Raw genomic sequence first — 21,014 nt, 5'->3', positions numbered from 1 at the left:
GGCATTTGCCTGAGGGCCTTTTAAGCGATTTCTCGCCAGTTTGGTGGGTGGTACAGGGATTGAACCTGTGACCCCTGCCGTGTGAAGGCAGTGCTCTACCGCTGAGCTAACCACCCGAATGCGGTGAAAACGAGATTATGGCGAAAATGTGCGGCCGTGTAAATACCCTGGCCGCACATTTTTTTGATCAGGCAGCCGGCTGCACAGATTCCACAGGTTCACGCGTCCAGACGGTCTTGCCCCCGCTGGCCTTGTCGATCTCCTTGAGCACGCCGGCGTGCGCTTCGGCCTCCGCTTCGGTTGCCAGCAGCACCGGCAGTTGCAACGCGCTCAGGTCGACGGCGACGGCTTCGTCCGACGCGCCCTCGCCCGACTCCAGCATGTCGATCACCAGCGTGTTCTGGCCGCGCGTCATGGCGAGGTAGACCTCGGCCAGCAGTTCGGCATCCAGCAATGCGCCGTGCAGCGTACGGTGCGCATTGCTCACGCCCAGACGGTCGCACAGTGCATCCAGCGAGTTGCGCTTACCGGGGAACATCTGGCGCGCCTCGCGCAGCGTGTCGATATGGCCCGACAGGTGCTCGCGGAAGGCAGGCAGGCCCAGGCGCTGGAATTCCATGTCGAGGAAGCCCAGGTCGAACGCGGCGTTGTGGATGATCGCCTCGGCGCCCTGCACGTAGTCGCGGATTTCGTTGACGATGTCGGCAAACTTCGGCTTGTCGGCCACGAACTCGTTGGTGATGCCATGCACGGCCATCGCGCCCGCGTCGATCTCGCGCTCGGGGTTGATGTAGAAGTGCAGGTTGCGGCCGGTCAGGCGGCGGTTGACCATCTCCACGCAGCCGATTTCGATCACGCGGTCGCCGGTGGCGGCATTCAGGCCGGTGGTTTCGGTATCGAGAATGATCTGTCGCATCGCGCGCTCCCCTACTCTGACTGGATTACTTGAAGACGACGGTCTTGTGGCCGTTGAGCAGGATGCGGTGTTCGGCATGCCACTTCACGGCGCGCGCCAGCGCCACGCATTCCACGTCGCGGCCGACAGCGGTGAGCTGCTCCGGGTCCATGCTGTGGTCCACGCGCTCGATTTCCTGTTCGATGATCGGGCCTTCGTCCAGGTCAGCCGTCACGTAGTGGGCCGTTGCGCCGATCAGCTTCACGCCGCGCTCATGCGCCTGGTAATACGGCTTGGCGCCCTTGAAGCTCGGCAGGAATGAGTGGTGGATGTTGATGGCGCGGCCTTCCAGCTTGCGGCACAGGTCGTCGGAAAGGATCTGCATATAGCGCGCAAGCACAACCAGATCGATCTGCTGCTCCTGCGCGATTTCCCAGATGCGGGCTTCCTGCTGCGCCTTCTGCGCGTCCGTCGCCTGCAGCAACGGCAGGTGCATGAACGGCACGTCGTAAGACGCGGCCAGTTGGTAGAAATCGCGGTGGTTCGAGACGATGGCTGCAATCTCGATCGGCAGTTGGCCGGCGCGGGCACGGAACAGCAGGTCGTTCAGACAATGGCCGATCTTCGAGACCAGGATCATCACGCGCGGCTTGACTGCCGCGTCGAACATGCCCCACTGCATGGTGAAACGTTCGCCGATCGGTGCAAAGCGGTCACGCAGCATGGCGAGGTCCAGCGGCTGGCCCTGCGGAACAAAATGCACGCGCATGAAGAAGCGGCCCGTGAATTCGTCGCCAAACTGGTCCGAATCGAGAATGTTGCAGCCCTGCTCGAAAAGCAGGCCCGACACGGCATGGACGATGCCCGGCTGGTCCGGACACGACAGGGTAAGAATGAAACCGGAGTGACTCATGAAGCGTTTTATGTATTGTTGTCGGACGCAAACCGCTGCGGCGCATGTGCCAAACCCAGGCGCGCCAGGGCGTCAAGGGTAACGAGCGTGGCGTCGACCGTCATAGCGAAGTCCGCCATGATATCAAGCGCCGCGTCGGGGCTGGCGCGCAGGTGGCCGGCGACCTCGCCGTCCTGATTGGCGGGGACGAAGCTGGCCGGCAACGTCAGGTCGAAGGCAAAAAGCGTCTCGCACTGGATACCTTCGGGCACTTCGCGCAGCACATCCTGCGTGCCGCGCGGCACCAGAAGGGCTGCCAGATCGGCGCCGATGCCCGCTTCTTCCCAGCATTCCTTTTCCAGCGCGCCACGCGCATCAAAGCCGTGGCCAATGCCGCCAGCGACGAGGTTGTCCCACATGCCGGGGTCGATCGGCTTGGTTTGGGCGCGGCGGGCCAGCCAGAGCGCCGGCTCGGCAGCCTCACCGCCGTCGATCAGGCCGTTCATGTGCGCCGCATAGGTTCGGATGCCGAAGAAGCGCGCGGCGGCGCGTTCGATCAGCGCCAGCGTGGGCGTGCCCCAGCCGGTGTTGACGGCGAAACGCTCGTCGCGCCAACCGCGCACGTGGCCGGCTTCCGCCAGGCGCATGACGACTTCGGCCAGCGCGGCGGTGCGCTCGGCCTCGCTGGCGAGCGTCTCCCGCAAATCGACCCGCTGCGCCGATACGTCGAACCACTGCGGCCAGCGCCCAAGCAGCGCAGCGCGCTCGCGACTCAGCCAGCCGACGCGTTGTCCGGCAACAATCCACGGAACAAGTGCGTCAGCGTCGAACGCCTGCCGGGCGGCCAGGCCGTCTCGTATGCGTTGTATTCGCGGGTCGGTCATTTCTGCGCCCCATCATGTCGGGCGTGCATTGTGCTTTCCGTGCAGCACGGGTCGCGCGATAATGCGCCGTTAATACAAGCCGTCATCAGACTGGAGAAACAAGGATGGATGAAATCGACGAGCTGTCGGATCTGCCGACCCCGCGCTTTATCTGGGGCTTCGCCATTGCCGTCACACCGTCCGGCGAAGTGTCGCACGATGAATTCGAATATCTGACGCACACCCGCACACCGCGCTTCACCTGCCGCGTGGTCGAACTCGAAGACGCACCGGCCGAGCCGGAAGACGAAGGCGACATCGACGGCCGCATCGTCCACTTCGACAACCCCAAGCGGATGTTCTACATCACGGACTTGGGCCTGGCGCTGATGAACTTCACGCTATTCGACAAGGTGGATAACAAGTCCAAGCTAAAGGATGCCTGCGACCAAGCCATCGCCGACTGGCTCACGCGCCGCGAATTCCTCGACTCCGAACCGGACGACGACGAGGATTGATCGCCTGATCGCCTAGCCCTGACCTGCGGCGCTGCCATCCTCGGCAAAGCGCAGGTCGGTCAGGCGCACATCGGCGTAGGAGCGCCCGGCATCCAGCAATGCCGAAACCTGCGCCTTCACCCGCTCTTTCTGAGCGCGCAGCGCACGCGGCGGCACGGTCGAATCCTGGCCCGTGTGGTGCAGATACAGCATCTTGTAGGTGAGCTGGCTCACCATCCACTGCCGCAGCACGCGGCGCCGGCCGGCATGGTCGGCTTCCAACCCATCGATCTGCCCAAGCAATGCGGAAAACGCCCGCGCCAGGCTTGCGGGCTCCGCTGACTCGCCGGCAATGCAACGTTCGGCCAAGGCGCGCGCTTCTGCGGGGGACATGGTGTCGTCGGTTTCGACGAAGCGATCTGTCGCCGGGTCCGGGCGCGGCGGTGCAGGCCGGTTTGCCAAGCGGGCAGACACCGCGGACAGCGCTTCCTGAGCACGGCGGATGGACGCGTCCAGCGATTCCGCATTGCCCGGCACGATGCCAATGGTGGTCGGCATGTCGCTGGATTCTTCGTCTCGCTTTTTGACGTCCATCGCTCCCTCCGGTAATCGCCCGCGGCTATGGTGCCGGGCTGGCGAAGCTGAATTGTAGAACGCGGCGCACATTTCACGACAAATGAACACAGAGGTTCCTTATTGCAACAGCGGCGCAAACGGTAACGTGGCGTCACAATGCCACGGTGCGCTGTTGCGGCGACCTACGCGGCGCGGCCCCGCCACGGGTAAAATGCTGGATTGCGCTGCCAGCGCATGCAATCAATTGCTGACCGCCTCTGTGCGGCAAGGAAATCGCCTTGATCAAGTGGATTATCGTAGCCCTCTATCTGGGCTCCATTCTGTACGTGCACTTTCGCGGCAAGGTGCGCCTGAAATTCTGGCGCCAGATGTTCGACCACTCGGCCGTAGTCGCGCCGGTCAACTGCTTCATGTACGCGTTTTCGGGCGTGCCGCAGACGCCGTATGTGCCCGTCGAGCGCTTTCCGGATCTGGAAAAGCTGCAGGCCGCGTGGCCGCAGATTCGCGACGAAGGCCTGGCGCTCATCAACCTGCGCAAGATCAAGGCTGCCGAGAAGAACGACGACGCCGGCTTCAACTCGTTCTTCAAGAATGGCTGGAAGCGTTTCTACCTGAAGTGGTACGAAGCCCATCACCCTTCAGCCGAACAGCTCTGCCCCCAGACCGTCGCGCTGCTGCGTGACCTACCCAGCGTGAAGGCAGCGATGTTTGCCGAGCTGCCGCCGGGCGGCAAGCTGAATCCGCACCGTGATCCATTTGCCGGCTCGCTGCGCTATCACCTTGGCCTGTCCACGCCCAACGACGACCGCTGCTTCATCGAAGTCGACGGCGAGCGCCACAGCTGGCGCGACGGCCAGGGCGTGGTCTTTGACGAGACCTATCTGCACTGGGCCGAAAACGCCTCCGACAAGGATCGCCTGATCCTCTTCTGTGATATCGAACGCCCGATGAAATTCGGCTGGGCACAGCGCATCAACAAATGGCTCGGGCGCAAGGTCATGACTGCTGCCAGCTCGCCCAACGATGATGGCGACCAAACCGGCGGCATCAACAAGCTGTTCCGCTACGTGTGGGTGATGGGCCAGTACCGCCGCCGCTTCAAGGCATGGAACCGCAAGGTCTATTACGTGGTGAAGTTCGGCCTGATCATTGGCGTGGCAGCGTTGATCATCTGGATCTGACCGCCAACCCTCCCCCTCTCCTGCTTTGCACAAAGAACCGGCCTGAAGCGCCGGTTTTTTGTTGCGCGTGAAAAAGCTACCTGCATTGCGGTCGGCTTGCGTTTTTACAAAGCAGTGAAGCAAAAGCGCCACATGGGGCACAAATCTCGCCTAATGTCAGGAATTGAGCGCTCCGGCGCTTATGCGATATGGCGGGCACGCCGCTTGCTCCACCTTGGTCGACACCCTTGCTCAATGCATGGGACCGAGTCGGAGCCGGGATGCGCGTGTGCCTGTGTCCCTCGTCAACAACAAAGACAGTGAGATCAATCGCCATGAAAAAGAACCTCATTAGCCGCCAGACCATCTTCACCCGCGCCGCCGCGCTTGCTGCTGTCGCACTGCTCGGTACCCAGATCGCGGCCTGTACCACGACCAGCCCCAATGCACAGGGCTCCGACGTGATGTCGTCCACCAACAAGCACGCCACCACCAACTCGCAGGCCGATTCCGTGCTCTCGCGCCTGTACACCACGGCCAACGGCTCCCGCGAGCTGGTCGGACGCGCCAAGGGCGTGCTCGTGTTCCCGTCGGTGCTGAACGCCGGCTTTGTGGTGGGTGGCCAATACGGCGAAGGCGTGCTGCGCACCGGCGGCGGGCGTCCGCTGGGCTACTACAACATCGCCTCCGCTTCGGTGGGCTTCCAGGCTGGTGCGCAATCGCGTGCGCTCATCATCCTCTTCATGACGGATGAAGCGCTGCAGAAATTCCAGGCTAGCCAAGGCTGGACGGCCGGCGTGGATGCCACCGTGGCGCTGGCAAAGATCGGCGCGAACGGCGCGGTCGACACCAACACCGCACAGCAGCCGATCATCGGCTTCAACCTGACCAACGCGGGCCTGATGGCCGGCGCGTCGATCGAGGGCACGAAGATCACGAAGCAGAACAACTGACCGGCGCTTCGCTGCACGCCAATGCCGCCGTCTCGTACGGCGGTTTTTTTTGCGCGGAACCCGCATGAAGCGTTGCAGCAATGTTGCAGCCCTAGGGAAATCCGGAGGGGCGACGCGGGGCTTCTCAGCTAGCATCGTCCGGCCGATGCTGCGGTGCACGCTGCCGTATCGGCATACGACAAAACAATCACCCAGAAAAAAAAGGGGGAGACATGACAGGTCGCAACGCTGCGTTGCGCAGCGCCATTGCATGCGCGTGGCTGGCGGGATTGTTGCTGGCGTCTGGCCAGGCGATGGCCGAACCGGGCATCACCGACACCAAGATCGTCATCGGCCAGACCGCCGGCTTCACGGGCCCCGCCGGCGAGCAGGTCAAGGAGATGACGCAGGGTGCCAAGCTCTACTTGGATGCCGTGAACCGCGCGGGCGGCGTGAATGGACGCAAGATCGAGCTGATCTCGGAAGACGACGGATTTGATGCGGCTGCCTCCAAGAAGCACGCGCACGCGCTGCTGGTCGATAAACAGGTCTTTGCCCTCTTCCTGCCGCGCGGCACCCCGAATACCGAGGCGATCATGACCGAAGCCCGGCCGGTGGGTGCGCCGGTGGTGGCGCCGTCCACCGGTGCCTCAACGTTCTTTGATCAGCCCGATCCGCTGCTCTTCGTCGTGCGCGCGAAATACCAGGCGGAGATTGCCGAGCTGGTGCATTACTTCGACACGCTAGGCTTGCGACGCCTGGCGCTGGTCAACGTGAACGACACCTTCGGCAAGGACACCGAGATCGGCTTCAACAACGCCACGAAAAAGCTTCCCGCCGACGCGCACAGCATCTTTACCGTCGACCGCCTGAAACCGGACGTCGCCAAGGCGGCCGCAGACGTTGGCAAGTTCGCGCCGCAAGCGGTGATCCTGGCCTGCCCGGGCACGACGGCGCGCGCCATGATCGAGGCACTCAACAAGCAAGGCACGGTGACGCAGATTGCGGCGCTGTCCAACAACGCCGGCTTGGCGTTTGCGAAATCGCTCGGGGCGCTGGGCCGCGGCGTTGTGATCTCACAGGTGATGCCGTCACCGGTGCGCTCGACCTCATTGCTGGGCCGGGAGCTGGAGTCCAGCGCGAAGTCTGCCGGCGTGACGCCGTCGTACGCGATGATGGAAGGCTACGCAGCCGCGCGCGTGCTGGTCGAGGGGCTCAAGCGTGCAGGCAAGTCGCCCACGCGGGCCAGCTTTGTCTCGGGGCTGGAATCGGCCGGCACGATCGACCTGGGCGGCCTGGAAGTCCACTACGGTCCAAACCTGCGTAAGGGATCGAACTATGTCGAGCTGACAGTGATCGGGCCGAACGGCACCTTCGTGAAATAGATATGGTTGCGCTGCGGTGCAGCCTGCCTCGGCAGTTGTTGCACCGCAGGAAATAGCGGTTGCCAGCGAAAAACGCATGAGTACATAAGAAAATACTATTTGGAACTCGCATACTGCCTCTACCAGAATGCACGAACTACATGCATGACTGGGATCAAACAGGCGGATGGAACTCCGACAACTCGAAGCGTTTGCCGCGGTCATGTCGACCGGCAGCGTCACCGCGGCGGGCAAGCTGCTGGGACGCTCGCAGCCCGCCATCAGCCGGCTCATCCAGGATCTGGAAGCTGAAATCGGCTATGCCCTGTTCACCCGCGCGGGGCCGCGCGTCTCGCCGACGGAGCAAGGTTTCCTGCTGTACGAAGACGTTGAGCATACGCTGATCAGCTTACGGCAGATCCGCACGCGTGCCGAAGAAATCGCGCGCGGCGAGGCACGCCCGCTGCGCCTGGCAGCGACGTCCGCGTTGGCGGCCGGCTTGCTGCCCGCGGCCTTGGCCGATGAGCCGGAACTCGCGCAGCGCATCCAGATTCGCAGCGCCTCGCCCGAGCAGGTTGTGCACGCGGTGCTGACCGGTGCCGCCGACCTTGGCCTCAGCAGCCTGCCGCTGGAGCATCGTGGCGTCACCGTGCACTGGATCGGCGAAGCGGCGTGCGTGGCTGCCGTGCAGACACACGACCCGCTCGCCGCCGGCAAGCGCGTCGCATTGGCCGATTGCGCCCGACAGCGCATCATCACCATGCACAACCCCTATCGATTGCGCCGACGCCTGGACCAAGCGCTGGCGAAGGCCGGCGTGGAACCCACCGCGCTCATCGAGACGAACGCCTCGCTGAATGCGCTGACCGCCGTGCGTGCGGGCCTGGGTGTCGCGTTGCTAGAGCCCGTGACGGCGTACGGCGTGCCGATCGACGGCGTGACCGTGCGCCCGATCGACGCCGACATCCCCTTCTTCTTTGGCGTGATCACGCCTGAGGCCAGGCGGCCCTCGGCGGCGGTGACCTCACTGACCGACGCCCTCGCGCGCGCGGCACAGCGCCTGCTGCCGGACTGCAAGCTGCACGATCCGGCACGCCATGCCAGCATGCTGCAGATGGTGTATGGCGAATCCATCAACGAAACCGAAGGCGCGTCCGCATGACCGTTGCACCACAAGACAACGCGCTGCAAGTCACCGGGCTCGCCGCGCTGGAAGCCCGCTTGCACCAAGACCTCTCGTGGCTTGAACTCCCTGCGAAAAATTGGACGCTGCCACACACGTTAGAGGATCAACCCGTGCTGGATGTGGCCGTCATCGGGGGCGGCATGGCCGGACTGGCAGCGGCGGCATCGCTCAAGCATCTTGGCATCGGCGTGGTGGTGTTCGACCGCTCGCCTGCGGGCTTCGAAGGCCCCTGGGCGACGACGGCGCGCATGGAAACGCTGCGCTCGCCCAAGCAACTGACCGGCCCTGCGCTCGGCCTGCCGGCGTTGACGTTCCGCGCATGGTTTGAAGCGCAGTTCGGCACCAATGCGTGGGAGGTGCTCGACAAGATTCCACGCCTGCAATGGATGGACTACCTGCGCTGGTACCGCCGCGTGCTGCAACTGGACGTGCGCAACGATCATTACGTGAAGACGATCCTCCCGCGCGTGGATGGCGCCGTTGAATTGCTGATCGACGCGCCGGGCCAACCGACGCAGCGTGTGTTTGCGCGCCGCGTGGTGCTGGCTACCGGCCGTGATGGGTTGGGCGGCCCATCCGTGCCCGACTTTGCGCATCGGCTGCCGCGCCGCTGGTGGGCGCATTCGTCTGACGAGATGGACTACGGCGCGCTTGCCGGCAAGCGCGTGGGCGTGATCGGCGCTGGCGCGTCTGCCATGGATTCGGCTGCCACGGCGCTTGAGGCTGGCGCTGCCAGCGTCGACATGCTGATCCGCCGCCCCGACCTGCCGCGCGTGAACAAGGGCAAGGGCGCCGGTAGCCCAGGCCTCGTGCATGGCCACCTGCATTTGCCCGACGCATGGAAATGGCGCATCCGCCATTACATCAATGTCGAGCAAGTCCCTCCGCCGCGCGGCAGCACGCTGCGTGTGTCGCGACATCCGAATGCGCGCTTCAACCTCGGGTGCGGCATCCTGGGTGTGGACGAGTATGACGGCGTGCTGCACGTGGCCACCACCAAAGGCGTATTCCAGTTGGACTTCCTGATCTTCTCGACAGGCTTTCGCACCGATTGGGCGGCCCGGCCCGAATTCAGCGCACTGGCACCGCACATTCGCCAATGGCGCGACCGCTATACGCCGCGCCCCGGCGAGGAAGACGCGGAACTCGCCGATTCGCCCGACCTCGGCCACGCGTTCGAATTTCGCGAGAAAACGCCCGGCACGCTGCCCGGCCTGTCGCGCGTGCATTGCTTCTGCTATCCGGCGTCGGTCACGCACGGCAGCGTCTCGGGCGACATCCCGGCCATCAGCGAAGGCGCGAAGCGGCTGGCGCAGGGCATTGCCGGGTTGCTGTACCAGGAAGACATCGACGCCCACTACGCCGCCATCCAGGCGTATGCCGAGCCGGAGATCTTCGGCGATGAATGGACCCCCGCCCCGCCACCCGGCGTGGAAGCAAATGCCACTTCCGGCCAGGAGGCTGCACGATGACAGGTTGGCTAATCCGCCGCATCGGCCAGGCGCTGCTGGTCGTGCTGGTGATGACGGTGATCGTCTTCATCGGTCTGCACGCCATCGGCAACCCGGTCGACATCCTGATCGGCCAGGACGTGGACCAGATCGACCGCGCACGCATCATTGCCGAGCTGGGTCTGGACAAGCCGCTGTGGGAGCAGTACCTCGCCTTCCTGAACGGCGCGCTGCACGGCAATCTGGGCAAGAGCTTCGTCTACAACGAGCCAGCCATCCAGCTGATCCTGCAGCGCCTGCCGGCCACGCTGGAGCTGGCGTTTTCTGCGCTGATCATCGCGGTGGTGATCGGTGTGCCGCTGGGGCTGTTCGCCGGGTTGTATCCGCGCCATCCGGTGTCGCGCCTGCTCATGACGGGCAGTGTGGTGGGCTTTTCGCTGCCGACGTTCTGGGTAGGCCTGATGCTGATCATGGCGTTCAGCGTGAGCCTGGGCTGGCTGCCCGCCAGCGGGCGCGGCGAAACGGCACGCCTCTTCGGCATCGAATGGTCGTGGCTAACGGTGGATGGCCTGCGGCACCTTGTGCTGCCGGCGGTCAACCTGTCGCTGTTCAAGCTCTCGCTGGTGCTGCGGCTGACCTCTGCCGGCGTGCGCGAGGTACTGCCGCAGGACTTCGTGAAATTCGCGCGTGCCAAGGGCCTGTCGCCGCTGCGCGTGGTGCTGGCGCACGTGCTGCGCAATACGCTGATCCCGCTGGTGACGGTGCTCGGCTTGGAGCTGGGCTCGACCATCGCCTTTGCGGTGGTGACGGAGAGCATCTTCGCGTGGCCCGGCGCGGGCAAGCTGATTCTCGATAGCATCAACGCGCTGGACCGGCCAGTCATCGTGTCCTACCTCATCGTGGTGGTGTGCCTGTTCGTGTCGCTCAACCTGATCGTCGACATCCTGTATCGGATGCTGGACCCACGCGTGCGTGCGGCCGATAACGCGGAGGCTGCATGATGAATACGACTTCGCAATCCACGACGGCGACGACGGTGTCAGCCCCGCGCAGGCAATCACCCTGGCGGCGCGTGGCGTCAGATTTCCTCGCCTCCAAGGCCGCCATCTTCGGGCTGGTGGTTGTGGTGGTGCTGATTCTGGCCGCGCTGGCCGCACCCTGGATCACGCCGCAGAATCCGTACGACCTGATGCAGCTCGACGTGCTCGACTCGCGACTGCCACCCGGGTCGCCTTCCGGCACGGGCACGTTCACGTATTGGCTCGGGACGGATGGCCAGGGGCGTGATCTGTATTCCGGCATCCTTTATGGCCTGCGCATCAGCCTGGGTGTGGGGATCGGTTCGGCAGCCGTGGCGGCGGTGATCGGTACGTTGATGGGGCTGATTGCGGCGTATGCCGGCGGCCGCGTCGATAGCCTCATCATGCGCACGGTCGACCTGCTGCTGTCGTTCCCATCCGTGCTGGTGGCGATGATGATCCTCGCCTATCTCGGCAAGAGCATCACGAACGTCGTGCTGACGCTGGTGCTGCTCGAGTGGGCGTATTACGCGCGGACGGTGCGCGGGCAAGCGCTGGTCGAGCGTCGCCGCGAATACGTAGAAGCCGCGCGTTCGCTCGCCCTGCCCGGCTGGCGCATCGCACTCAGGCACATCCTGCCGAACTGCCTGCCGCCGCTGATCGTCGTGGGCACGCTGCAGGTGGCGCGCGCGATCACGCTGGAGGCCACGCTGTCGTTCCTGGGCCTGGGCGTGCCGATTACCGAGCCGTCTCTTGGTCTGCTAATTTCCAACGGATACCAATACATGCTCTCAGGCCAGTACTGGATCAGTTTCTATCCGGGCATCGCGCTGTTGCTGGCGCTGGTGGCCATCAACCTGGTGGGCGACCGCCTGCGTGAAGTGCTGAACCCGAGGACGCAACGATGACGGCGTCCACCAACGCGACCACCCTCGAAGTCCGCAACCTCCGCACGCATTTCTTCACGCGCGAAGGCGTTTTGCCGGCCGTGGACGACGTGTCGTTCTCGCTCGCGCGCGGGCGCATCCTCGGGCTGGTGGGCGAGTCGGGCTCGGGCAAGTCCGTCACCGGCTTCTCGATCATGGGCCTGGTGGACCCGCCGGGCCGCGTCGTCGGCGGCGAGATCCTCTACCAGGGCCGCGACCTCACCAAGCTGCCCCCGCGCGAATTGCGCAAGCTGCAGGGCAACCGCATCGCCATGGTCTTCCAGGACCCGATGATGACGCTCAACCCCGTGCTGCGCATCGATGCCCAGATGATCGAGGCCGTGCGCGCGCACAGCGGCATGAACCACAAGCAGGCGCGGGAACATGCGCGCGACACACTCGGCCTGATGGGCATCCCGAGCCCTGAAGAACGGCTGCGGGCGTATCCGCATCAGCTTTCCGGCGGCATGCGCCAGCGCGTGGCGATTGCCATTGCGATGCTGCATCGGCCCGACCTGATCATTGCCGACGAACCGACCACGGCGCTGGACGTGACCATCCAGGCGCAGATCCTGTCGGAAGTGCAGAAGCTCGCGCGCATGCACGGCACGGCGCTGATCTGGATCACGCACGACCTGTCTGTCGTGGCCGGCCTGGCCGACGAAGTGGCCGTGATGTACGCCGGCCGCATCGTCGAACACGGGCCGGTGGATGCCGTGCTCGATGCCCCGCTGCACCCCTACACCATGGGCCTGATCGACAGCCTGCCCAGCGAGAACTGCCGCGGTCAGCGCCTGCGCCAGATTCCCGGCATGACACCGAACTTGCTGGCGCTGCCGGCGGGCTGCGCGTTTGCGGCACGCTGCCCGCGCGCCACAGATGTCTGCGGCGCCGCTCCGGAAATCACCCAACCGGTACCTGAGCGCCTCGTGCGCTGTTTCCATCCGGGCGCGCAGCACGCGTCCTCGCGGGAGGTCGCATGAGCACACCTCTCGTTGAACTCAAACAGGTCAGCAAACGCTTTGGCGATCGCAAGGTCGGCGCGGCCGATCGCGTTCTGCAGCGCTTTGGCCTGGCGCATCCGCCGGCGATTGTTCGTGCCGTTGATGGCGTCGACCTTGCGATCCAGCCCGGTGAAGTCGTGGGGCTCGTCGGCGAATCGGGCTGCGGCAAGTCCACACTCGGCCGCATTGCTGCGGGCATGATGCCGCCCTCGGCCGGCGAGGTGCGCGTGGACGGCAAGGCTGTCGACACGCTTTCCGCAGAGGAAGCCCGCGCGGCCCGCCTGAAGATCCAGATGATCTTTCAGGACCCGTACGCGAGCCTCAACCCGCGCCTGCGCGTGGAAGAGATCGTTGGCGAGGCGGCACGCGTGCACGGCCTGACCGACCGCGCCAACTTTGCCGATTACGTGGCTGCGCAGATGCAGCGCGCCGGCCTGGACCCCGCCCTGCGCGACCGCTACCCGCATCAGTTCAGCGGCGGCCAGCGGCAGCGCATCGGCATTGCGCGCGCGCTGGCGGTGCAGCCGTCGATGCTCGTCTGCGACGAGGCGGTGGCAGCGCTGGACGTGTCGATCCAGGCGCAGATCCTGAACCTGTTCATGGACCTGCGCGAGCAGCTCAACCTGACCTACCTGTTCATCAGCCACGACCTTGGCGTGGTGGAGCACCTCTCGGACCGCGTGGTGATCATGTATCTCGGCCGCGTGGTGGAATCGGCGACGGCGGAGGAAGTGTTCCGCCGCCCGAACCATCCTTACACGCAGACATTGCTGGCGGAGATCCCGCGCCTGTCGGCCCGGCACAAGACGTTCACAGCCATTCAAGGCGAGATGCCGAGCCCGCTGCACCCGCCCACCGGCTGCCATTTCCACCCGCGCTGCCCGCACGCCATGCCCCGCTGCAAGACCGAAACACCGACGCTGCGCGGCATTGCGGTCAACCACTTCAGCGCCTGCCACTTGAACGACGCGATCTGAACGATCTGCAATAAGCCAACGATTCCAACAAAAAGGGAAAAAGGGAAATCAACGTGAAACGCCTCCTCGCTTCATCGCTTGCCGTTGCCGTGCTGACTGCCGCTGGCGCTGTCAACGCGCAGACGCTGAACATCGCCTTTGCCGATCCGCTGTCGTCGCTGGACCCTCAGCTGAACAACCACGCTGGCGACCGCTCCGTCGACGTGCACTTCTGGGATCTGCTGGTCGAGAACAAGTGGAACAAGCTGCAGCCGGGCCTGGCGCTGTCGTGGAAGACGCTGGACCCGAAGACCTGGGAAATCAAGCTGCGCCCGAACGTGAAATGGCACGACGGCCAGCCGTTTACGGCCGATGACGTCATCTTCTCGTATCAGCGCGCGCGCAGCGTACCGGGCAGCGTGGCAACGTTCGCGGGCTATCTGCGCACGGTGGAGTCCGTCACGGCCAAAGACCCGCTCACGCTGATCATCAAGACGAACATCCCGAACCCGGACTTGCCGCTGAACCTCGCATCCGTGCACATCGTCAGCAAGCACGTGGGGGAGAAATCGTCGACTGAGGACTACAACGCCGGCCGTGCCGTGGTGGGCACCGGCCCGTACAAGTTCGTCTCGTACGTGCCCGGCGATCGCGTGGTGATGGCGCGCAACGACAACTACTGGGGCGGCAAACAACTCTGGGAGAAGGTCAACTACCGCTACATCAACAACGCTGCTGCGCGCACGGCCAACCTGCTCTCAGGCGAAGTGGATGTTATCGACAAGGTGTCGGTGTCTGACCTTGCCCGCCTACGCCAGTCGCCCAACGTGAAGGTGTTCGCCTATCCGGGCCTGCGCGTGATGCTGCTGCAACCGAGCTTCCGCAAGGGGCCGAACGATTACATCACCGGCAACGACGGCAAGCCGCTGCCGAACAATCCGCTGCTGGATGTGCGCGTGCGCCGCGCGCTGTCGCTCGCCATCGACCGCAAGGCCATCGTCGACCGCATCCTGCAAGGCGCCGCCACCGTCGCCAACCAGTGGATGCCGTCGGACACGTACGGCTACAACCCCGACGTGAAGGACATCGCCTACGACCCGGCGCAGGCCAAGAAGCTGCTGGCCGACGCGGGCTTTCCGCAGGGCTTCAACCTCGTGATGCACGTGCCGAACGACCGTTACCCGCAAGGCCCCGAAACAGCGCAGGCGGTGGCGCAGTTCTGGACCCGCATCGGCGTGAAGGCGCGCGTGGAAGTGGTGCCCTGGTCGGTCTACTCCGGCCGCGCCAACAAGAATGAATATGCGATGAGCATGCTGGCGTGGGGCAACGGCACGGGCGAGGCAAGCTACGCGCTGGTCAACGTGCTGGCCACGGTCGACACCAAGAAGGGACTGGGTGCCTCCAACTGGGGGCACTACAGCAACCCCGCCGTGGACAACGCGCTGAACGCCTCCACTGAAGAGTTCAACGTGGAAAAGCGCGCGGCCATCCTGCGCCACTCGGTCAAGCTGGTGTCGGATGACGTGGGCGTGATGCCGCTGTACCACTACCAGAACGTGTGGGCCGCCAAGAAAGGCCTGAAGGTAACGCCGATGACGAGCGATCGCACGGCCGCTCAAATGGTCACCAAGGACGGCAAGTAAGCGCCATGGGAACGCTCGCGCTCAGCGTCACGCCGGCGGATGACCTGATCGACGTATCGCGCAGCATCGTCGTGACTGGGCTTGCGCCCGGCGCCCAGGTCGGCATCGTCGCGCAAACGCGTCGCGGCAACGGCGTGCTGTGGCACAGCCGCGCCGCGTTTGTCGCCGACGCGCAAGGCACCGTGGACCTCACGCGCGACGCTCCCGTCTCGGGCGACTACACCGGCGTCAGCGCGATGGGCATCATCTGGAGCCAGCGCCCGGAGGACGGAACAGCGCGCGAAGTATTTCCGCTAGCCGCGACAGAGCCGCTGACGACCACGCTCACGGCGACTGCCAATGGCGAGTCCGTCCATGCGAGCTTCGTCCAACGGCTGGCCGCCCCGGGTGTGACGCGCCACGATGTGCGCGCGCCGGACAACGAAGAGGGCCTGGTCGGCACGCTGTACCTGCCCGACCCCTACGCGCACCCGGGCCCGCGCCCGGCCGTGCTGATCCTCAACGGGTCGGGCGGCGGCATCAACGAACCGCGCGCGGCGCTGTATGCCTCGCACGGTTATGCGGCATTCGCGCTGGCGTACTTCAAGGCGCCGGGGCTGTCGGACTACATCTCCAATACGCCGCTGGAATATTTCGAGCGCGCGCTCGCCTGGCTGCGCAAGCGCGTGGCGCCGCTGCACGACTTCGTTGCCGTGAGCGGCCAGTCGCGCGGGGGTGAACTCGCATTGCTGCTGGGGGCGACGTTCCCAGAAGCTGTGTCTGCGGTCATCGGCTACGTGCCGGGTGCCGTCGTGCACAGCGGGCAGAACGCTGCGGACCCTGCTGTCGGCCGCGAAGGCCCGACGTGGCTGTATCGCGGTCAGCCGCTGCCGCATCTGTGGGAGGGCAACCGCACCGCGAGCTGGGCACCGTTTGACGAAGGCCCAGCGCCGCATCGGCATGAACGCGCTATCCGCACGGCGCTGCAGGATGCCGACGCCGTGGCGCGCGCGCGTATCCGCATCGAGCGCGCACGCGGGCCGGTGCTGCTGCTCTCGGCCACGGATGACGGCTCCTGGCCCTCAAGCGACTACTCGCGCATGGTGACCACCAAACTGGCCGAGGTACGGCACCCCTACCCCATCCAACACTTCGACTACGAAGGCGCGGGTCACTCCATCGTGTTCCCGTACGTGCCGACCACGCAGCTCGTCTATGCGCATCCGGTGTCGGGCCGCATCAGCACCGGCGGCGGCGAGCCCCGCGCCAACGCCCGCGCGGACGCCCAATCCTGGGCAGCGGTGCGACGCTTCCTCGCCAGCGCGGTGGCTGCGCGCGGCGCCTCCGTACCTGATTCTCGGAGTCTTTCATCGATGGATTTCACGCCCGCACAAGATGTGGTCGACCAGGTTGCCGACCTTGGCGACGGCAGCCCCACGCATGCGCTGCGCCACGCCCGCGAAAAGGTCGCAACGGCCACCCAGGGCAGCTACGACGCATTGTTCGACGCTGCCTTGCCCGGCCTCACGCTGGGCGAACGCTTGCTCGTGGCGCTGTACGCGTGCCGTCTGACGCCCGCGCCGGAACTGGCTGACCACTACCGCGCACGCCTCGCGAACACGCCGGTCGACGCAATTGCGCTGCAAGCGGTGGACCATGGCGATATCGACACGCTGACCGACGCGCGCCTGCACGCCATCCTCACCTTCACGCGCACGCTCGTCGAACGCCCCATCGAGGGCGACCGCGATGCGCTACTGCGCTTGCCCGCAGCGGGCCTCGCCACGGCCGACGTGGTAACGCTCGCGCAGCTCATTGCCTTCCTGTCGTATCAGACGCGGCTCGTCGCCGGCTTGCGTGCACTTAGCGAAGCCGCCGGCACCGGCAGCGCCACTGCCTCCACGGAGACCGCAGCATGACCGAGATCATCCGCGCCCACGGCTTCACCAACGAATCGCTTGAGTGGAAAGCGTGGCTCGATGTGGTCGACCTCGACCGCGCCACGCCCGAGCAGCTCGCCGTGCTGGAAGAAAGCCACCCGAAGGCGAAAACGTCTGACTACTACCGTTTTCTCGTTCACCAGCCAGAGATCCTGCGTCAGCGGTCGGCGGCGTTCAACGCGATCATGTATGCGCCGGGCGGCCTGTCGCGTGCGGAACGCGAACTCGCCAGCGCGGTGGTGTCGCGCGTCAACGGCTGCGTGTATTGCGCGTCTGTCCACGCGCAGCGCTTCGAACAGCTTGCCAAGCGCAACGATGTGATCAAGCAGGTTTTTGAAGACCCGCACATCGCAGGCACGAATGCGCGTGAGCGTGCCATCGTGCTGTTCTCGATCGACCTGACACTGCGCCCGGGCGATGTGCGCGGCGAAGACCTGCAGCCGCTCAAGGCCGCTGGCCTGACGGACGCGGAGATCCTCGACCTGATACACGCGGTGGCCATCTTTGCGTGGGCGAATCGCCTGATGCTGAATCTGGGCGAACCCGTGTTTCCGGACGCGGCCTGAACCCGGCAGAATTGCTCCAAAGAAAAAGCCGCAGGCGCGAACCTGCGGCTTTTTCGTTTTCAATGCAGCAGCGTCACACCATCGGTAGTTGCCGCACCGGCTTGCCGGTCAACTGCGCCACGGCATGGGCCACGGCCGGAGCGATTGGCGGCACACCCACCTCGCCCATGCCGCTAGGCTCCGCGGTGCTCGGCACGATGTGCGTTTCGATGACAGGCGTCTCGGCCATCTTGAGCGCCGGATAGTCCGGAAAATTCGACTGCACGACCTGCCCGTCCTTGATATCGATCCGGCCATACAGCGCCGCCGTCAAGCCAAAAATGACCGCGCTTTCCATCTGCTGCGCAACGATGCCCGGATTGACCACCGTGCCGCAATCGACCGCGCACACAACGCGATGCACGCGCGGCTTGCCGTCCTTCATCGACACCTCCACGACCTGCGCGACCACGGAGCCGAAGCTCGGGTGCAAGGCAATGCCGCGTGCACGGGGTGCGCCGTCGGCGGCTGGTGCCAGCGGCTGTCCCCAACCGGCCGCCTGCGCTGCCGTGTCCAACACCTTCAACTCACGCGGATGGGCCTTCAGCAAGTCACGCCGCATCGCCAACGGGTCAAGCTTGGCTGCCGCCGCCACGTCGTTGAGAAAGCCCTCCATGAAGAACCCGTTGTACGAGTGCCCCACGCTGCGCCAGAACCCCACGGGAACCGGCAGATCGACTGCCAGGTGCGCGATGTGCTCGTGCTCGATTTCGTACGGCAGATCGAACAGGCCTTCGGCGGTGTAGCGGTCGATACCCACAGACGGCGCGCCAAACAGGCGATCCAGCTCGCCCGCCAGAATCGATTGTCCGGCGCTGCGCGACGCAATCGCCGTGACCTTGCCGTTCTCGACACGCGCCTTGAGCCGTGCGATGGCCTGCGGGCGATAAAAGTCGTGGCGAACGTCCTCTTCACGCGACCAGATGACCTGCACGGGCTTGCCTTCGGTCTTTGTGGCGATGGTGACGGTCTGGCCGATGAAATCCGATTCCAGCCGCCGCCCGAAACCGCCGCCGATCAGCGGGATGTCGATACGCACCTTGTCGCCGCTGACACCCGCCGCGCGCGCCGCCACCAGTTGCGCCAGCGTGGCGACCTGCGTGGGCGCCCAAAGATGCACGCCGTCCGCCGTTACCTGCGCGGTGCAGTTGATCGGCTCCATCGTCGTGTGCGCGAGATACGGCGCGGTGTACTCCGCTTCGACGATGGTGGCGCCATCGGCCTTGTCGAAGGCTTTCAGGCCATCGCCCATCGAGCGGTACGTGAAGCCGCCCTTGTCGCTGTCGAGCGCGCTGACAAGCTGCTGCCGGATGCCTTCGGAATCGAGCTTGGCATGCGGGCCGTTGTCCCACACGGGTTCCAGCGCTGCCAGCGCCTGACGCGCCTGCCAGTAATGATCTGCCACCACTGCCACGCCAGGTGCGCCGCCGGCGGTGCCCTCGAACGGCACCACGTAACGCACGCCCGGCATGCCAAGCGCGGCCTTCGATTGGAAGGTCTTGAGCTTGCCGCCAAACACCGGGCACATCACGACGGCGGCATACAGCATGCCGGGCAGGCGCGTGTCGATGGAGAAACGCGCGCTGCCATCTGTCTTGGCCGCGAGATCGTTACGCGGCGCCGGCTTGCCGATCAACTGGTATTGCGAAGCCGGCTTGAGCGTGACAGTGGACGGCGCAGAAATACCGCGCGCCGACTTAGCCATGCCGCCAAACGTGGATTGCTTGCCGCCGGGGCCAATCAACTGGCCTTCGCGGATGCTGACTTGCGCAGCCGACACGTTCCATTCACGCGCTGCCGCCTCCACCAGCGCCGCACGCGCCGTGGCGGCGGCCTCGCGCACGGGCTGCCAGCCATCGGCGGTGCTGCTGCTGCCGCCGGTGATGATGAGGCCGATCTCGCGCGCACTCTTGGCCATGATCCAATGCAGTGCGCGTGCCCAGGTCTTGTCGGCGCTATCGGGGTGCAGCGGCAGCGAGCTGTCGCCCATGGCGACGACGTTGCCGTAGATGCGCTCCACGGGCGAGCTTTCGATGCTCACGCGCGAGAGCGGAATGTCCAGCTCTTCTGCCGCCAGCATCGAGAGCGCGGTGTGGATGCCCTGCCCCATCTCCACACGCGGCATCGCGAGCACGACATTGCCTTCGGGGGTGATCTTGATCCAGCCGTTCAGCGCAATCTCGCCGTTGTGCTCGGGGAAGACGCCCGGATCACCCACGCGGCTGCGCGGCGGCATGACGCCCCAACCCACCACCAGTGCGCCACCAATGCCAAGCGCGCCGAGCAGGAAACGGCGGCGTCCGCTACGCGGTTTCGTTGTCTTCGCGTTCATGCGCGGACCTCCCGCAACGCCTTGGCGGCGCGCTTGATGGCGGCGCGCATGCGCGGATATGTGCCGCAGCGGCAGATGTTGGTCATGGCCGCGTCGATGTCGGCATCGCTCGGATCGGGGTGTTGGGCAAGCAAATCCGCCGCGGCCATCAGCATGCCGGATTGGCAGTAGCCGCACTGGGGCACCTGCTCATCTATCCAGGCTTGTTGCAAGGCGTGGCGTTTGCCCTCGGCGCCGGCAAGTCCCTCAATGGTAGTGATGTGCTTGCCGGCGACAGCCGCGACCGGCAGCACGCAGGACCGCACGGCCGTGCCGTCCACGTGCACCGTGCAGGCGCCGCATGCCGCAACGCCGCAGCCGAACTTCGTACCGGTCAGGTTCAGGTGGTCACGCAGCACCCACAACAGGGGCGTGGCCGGGTCGCAATCAACGCTGACCGGCTTGTGGTTGACGTCCAAATCCATGGGGCGGTGGTCTCCTTGGCTTTTGTGATTTTTTTGCTGGCCAAGCGTACGTTCAAACGGCTGAGGTCAGCAATAGTGGTCCACCTCGACATGGCAACGGCCCGGAATGCAAAAAGGCCCGAGCACTTGCGTGCCCGGGCCTTGAATTCCTGGCGGAGAGAGGGGGATTCGAACCCCCGATAGGTTATTAACCTATACACGCTTTCCAGGCGTGCGACTTAAACCACTCATCCATCTCTCCGAAGCCCGCGATTGTAGCACACCGTGCCGGCTCGCCAAGTTCCCTCACAAACAAAAGGCCCGGTCTCCCGACAAGGCCTTTTGCATCCC

Annotated in this window: 19 protein-coding genes and 2 tRNA genes; 13 read left to right on the top strand and 8 right to left on the bottom strand. The window is 65.1% G+C overall.

Going from position 1 to position 21,014, the window contains the following annotated elements; translation table 11 throughout:
• Positions 1-41: 41 nt before the first annotated feature.
• From ACTJK6_RS00380 to ACTJK6_RS00365, 4 genes are all read right to left on the bottom strand, one after another.
• Positions 42-116 (bottom strand) — tRNA-Val (locus ACTJK6_RS00380).
• A 71-nt stretch (positions 117-187) separates the two neighbouring features.
• Positions 188-916: a DNA polymerase III subunit epsilon gene (dnaQ, locus tag ACTJK6_RS00375; RefSeq protein WP_260802300.1), complete on the bottom strand. Its 729-nt coding sequence runs from the start codon at positions 914-916 to the stop codon at positions 188-190.
• A gap of 25 nt (positions 917-941) precedes the next feature.
• On the bottom strand, positions 942-1,808 hold the full coding sequence (gene purU / locus ACTJK6_RS00370) for a formyltetrahydrofolate deformylase (RefSeq protein ID WP_232040353.1): 867 nt from the start codon (positions 1,806-1,808) through the stop codon (positions 942-944).
• A gap of 8 nt (positions 1,809-1,816) precedes the next feature.
• Entirely contained in the window at positions 1,817-2,671 is an 855-nt protein-coding gene (locus tag ACTJK6_RS00365; RefSeq protein WP_440838105.1) for a DUF4743 domain-containing protein, read from the bottom strand.
• Between the two features lie 104 nt (positions 2,672-2,775).
• Between ACTJK6_RS00365 and ACTJK6_RS00360 the strand changes: the two genes are divergently transcribed.
• Positions 2,776-3,168 (top strand): hypothetical protein, encoded by a 393-nt coding sequence (locus ACTJK6_RS00360; RefSeq protein WP_024975412.1) that lies wholly within the window; start codon positions 2,776-2,778, stop codon positions 3,166-3,168.
• Between the two features lie 12 nt (positions 3,169-3,180).
• On the opposite strand, the gene ACTJK6_RS00355 is transcribed toward ACTJK6_RS00360, so the two are convergent.
• Positions 3,181-3,741, bottom strand: coding sequence for a hypothetical protein (locus tag ACTJK6_RS00355; protein ID WP_440838104.1), 561 nt, complete (start codon positions 3,739-3,741; stop codon positions 3,181-3,183).
• A 260-nt stretch (positions 3,742-4,001) separates the two neighbouring features.
• Between ACTJK6_RS00355 and lpxO the strand changes: the two genes are divergently transcribed.
• The 12 genes from lpxO to ACTJK6_RS00295 all read left to right on the top strand — a co-directional run bounded on the left by lpxO (position 4,002) and on the right by ACTJK6_RS00295 (position 17,849).
• On the top strand, positions 4,002-4,904 hold the full coding sequence (gene lpxO / locus ACTJK6_RS00350; RefSeq protein ID WP_232040357.1) for a lipid A hydroxylase LpxO: 903 nt from the start codon (positions 4,002-4,004) through the stop codon (positions 4,902-4,904).
• Positions 4,905-5,218: 314 nt separating this feature from the next.
• Positions 5,219-5,836 (top strand): BPSL1445 family SYLF domain-containing lipoprotein, encoded by a 618-nt coding sequence (locus tag ACTJK6_RS00345; RefSeq protein ID WP_316871404.1) that lies wholly within the window; start codon positions 5,219-5,221, stop codon positions 5,834-5,836.
• Between the two features lie 212 nt (positions 5,837-6,048).
• Positions 6,049-7,200, top strand: a complete 1,152-nt coding sequence (locus ACTJK6_RS00340; RefSeq protein ID WP_440838103.1) for an ABC transporter substrate-binding protein — start codon at positions 6,049-6,051, stop codon at positions 7,198-7,200.
• 166 nt (positions 7,201-7,366) lie between these two features.
• The gene (locus ACTJK6_RS00335) at positions 7,367-8,341 is read left to right on the top strand and encodes a LysR family transcriptional regulator (protein ID WP_440818009.1); all 975 of its coding nucleotides are present in this window, start codon (positions 7,367-7,369) and stop codon (positions 8,339-8,341) included.
• On the top strand, positions 8,338-9,837 hold the full coding sequence (locus ACTJK6_RS00330) for an FAD-dependent oxidoreductase (protein WP_440838102.1): 1,500 nt from the start codon (positions 8,338-8,340) through the stop codon (positions 9,835-9,837). The genes ACTJK6_RS00335 and ACTJK6_RS00330 overlap by 4 nt, the downstream gene beginning before the upstream one ends.
• Positions 9,834-10,817, top strand: coding sequence for an ABC transporter permease (locus ACTJK6_RS00325; protein WP_232040360.1), 984 nt, complete (start codon positions 9,834-9,836; stop codon positions 10,815-10,817). The genes ACTJK6_RS00330 and ACTJK6_RS00325 overlap by 4 nt, the downstream gene beginning before the upstream one ends.
• Positions 10,814-11,743, top strand: coding sequence for an ABC transporter permease (locus tag ACTJK6_RS00320; RefSeq protein WP_232040361.1), 930 nt, complete (start codon positions 10,814-10,816; stop codon positions 11,741-11,743). The genes ACTJK6_RS00325 and ACTJK6_RS00320 overlap by 4 nt, the downstream gene beginning before the upstream one ends.
• A complete protein-coding gene (locus ACTJK6_RS00315; protein ID WP_440838101.1) occupies positions 11,740-12,744 on the top strand; it encodes an ABC transporter ATP-binding protein in 1,005 nt (334 codons plus the stop codon). The genes ACTJK6_RS00320 and ACTJK6_RS00315 overlap by 4 nt, the downstream gene beginning before the upstream one ends.
• Entirely contained in the window at positions 12,741-13,742 is a 1,002-nt protein-coding gene (locus ACTJK6_RS00310; protein WP_440838100.1) for an ABC transporter ATP-binding protein, read from the top strand. The genes ACTJK6_RS00315 and ACTJK6_RS00310 overlap by 4 nt, the downstream gene beginning before the upstream one ends.
• 53 nt (positions 13,743-13,795) lie before the next feature.
• Entirely contained in the window at positions 13,796-15,364 is a 1,569-nt protein-coding gene (locus tag ACTJK6_RS00305; RefSeq protein WP_440838099.1) for an ABC transporter substrate-binding protein, read from the top strand.
• Positions 15,365-15,369: 5 nt separating this feature from the next.
• Positions 15,370-17,262: a CMD domain protein gene (locus ACTJK6_RS00300; RefSeq protein ID WP_440838098.1), complete on the top strand. Its 1,893-nt coding sequence runs from the start codon at positions 15,370-15,372 to the stop codon at positions 17,260-17,262.
• Entirely contained in the window at positions 17,259-17,849 is a 591-nt protein-coding gene (locus tag ACTJK6_RS00295) for a peroxidase-related enzyme (protein ID WP_316880244.1), read from the top strand. Before ACTJK6_RS00300 ends, ACTJK6_RS00295 begins: the two co-directional genes overlap by 4 nt.
• Before the next feature lie 73 nt (positions 17,850-17,922).
• Here the strand turns inward: ACTJK6_RS00295 and ACTJK6_RS00290 are convergent, their stop codons facing one another.
• The 3 genes from ACTJK6_RS00290 to ACTJK6_RS00280 form a co-directional block, all read right to left on the bottom strand.
• Positions 17,923-20,220, bottom strand: a complete 2,298-nt coding sequence (locus ACTJK6_RS00290; protein WP_440838097.1) for a molybdopterin cofactor-binding domain-containing protein — start codon at positions 20,218-20,220, stop codon at positions 17,923-17,925.
• On the bottom strand, positions 20,217-20,684 hold the full coding sequence (locus tag ACTJK6_RS00285; RefSeq protein ID WP_322016863.1) for a (2Fe-2S)-binding protein: 468 nt from the start codon (positions 20,682-20,684) through the stop codon (positions 20,217-20,219). Before ACTJK6_RS00285 ends, ACTJK6_RS00290 begins: the two co-directional genes overlap by 4 nt.
• 150 nt (positions 20,685-20,834) lie before the next feature.
• Positions 20,835-20,925: transfer RNA gene (locus tag ACTJK6_RS00280), tRNA-Ser, on the bottom strand.
• Positions 20,926-21,014: the final 89 nt, after the last annotated feature.

The organism is Ralstonia sp. 22086, assembly GCF_052045975.1.
Classification (GTDB): domain Bacteria; phylum Pseudomonadota; class Gammaproteobacteria; order Burkholderiales; family Burkholderiaceae; genus Ralstonia; species Ralstonia wenshanensis.
This window is presented reverse-complemented; position numbering and strand designations above follow the sequence as displayed.